Source organism: Pantoea sp. Ap-870 (genome assembly GCF_011752515.1).
GTDB lineage: Bacteria > Pseudomonadota > Gammaproteobacteria > Enterobacterales > Enterobacteriaceae > Pantoea > Pantoea dispersa.
The window spans coordinates 1-205 of record NZ_VWXG01000040.1; the positions used below are offsets into that span (position 1 = coordinate 1).

Here is a 205-nt window from a genome sequence, read left to right on the forward strand (position 1 = left end):
TTCATGACTGGGGTGAAGTCGTAACAAGGTAACCGTAGGGGAACCTGCGGTTGGATCACCTCCTTACCTGAAGATACCTTCCCGCGAAGTGCTCACACAGATTGTCTGATAGAAAAGTAACGAGCAGAAAAAACCTCTACAGGCTTGTAGCTCAGGTGGTTAGAGCGCACCCCTGATAAGGGTGAGGTCGGTGGTTCAAGTCCAC

General features: G+C 50.7%; 1 rRNA gene. It reads left to right on the forward strand.

Features of this window, described 5'->3' with window-relative positions:
• A 16S ribosomal RNA gene (locus F3J41_RS23285) occupies positions 1 to 66 on the forward strand; the annotation flags it as partial.
• Between the last annotated feature and the right edge of the window lie 139 nt (positions 67 to 205).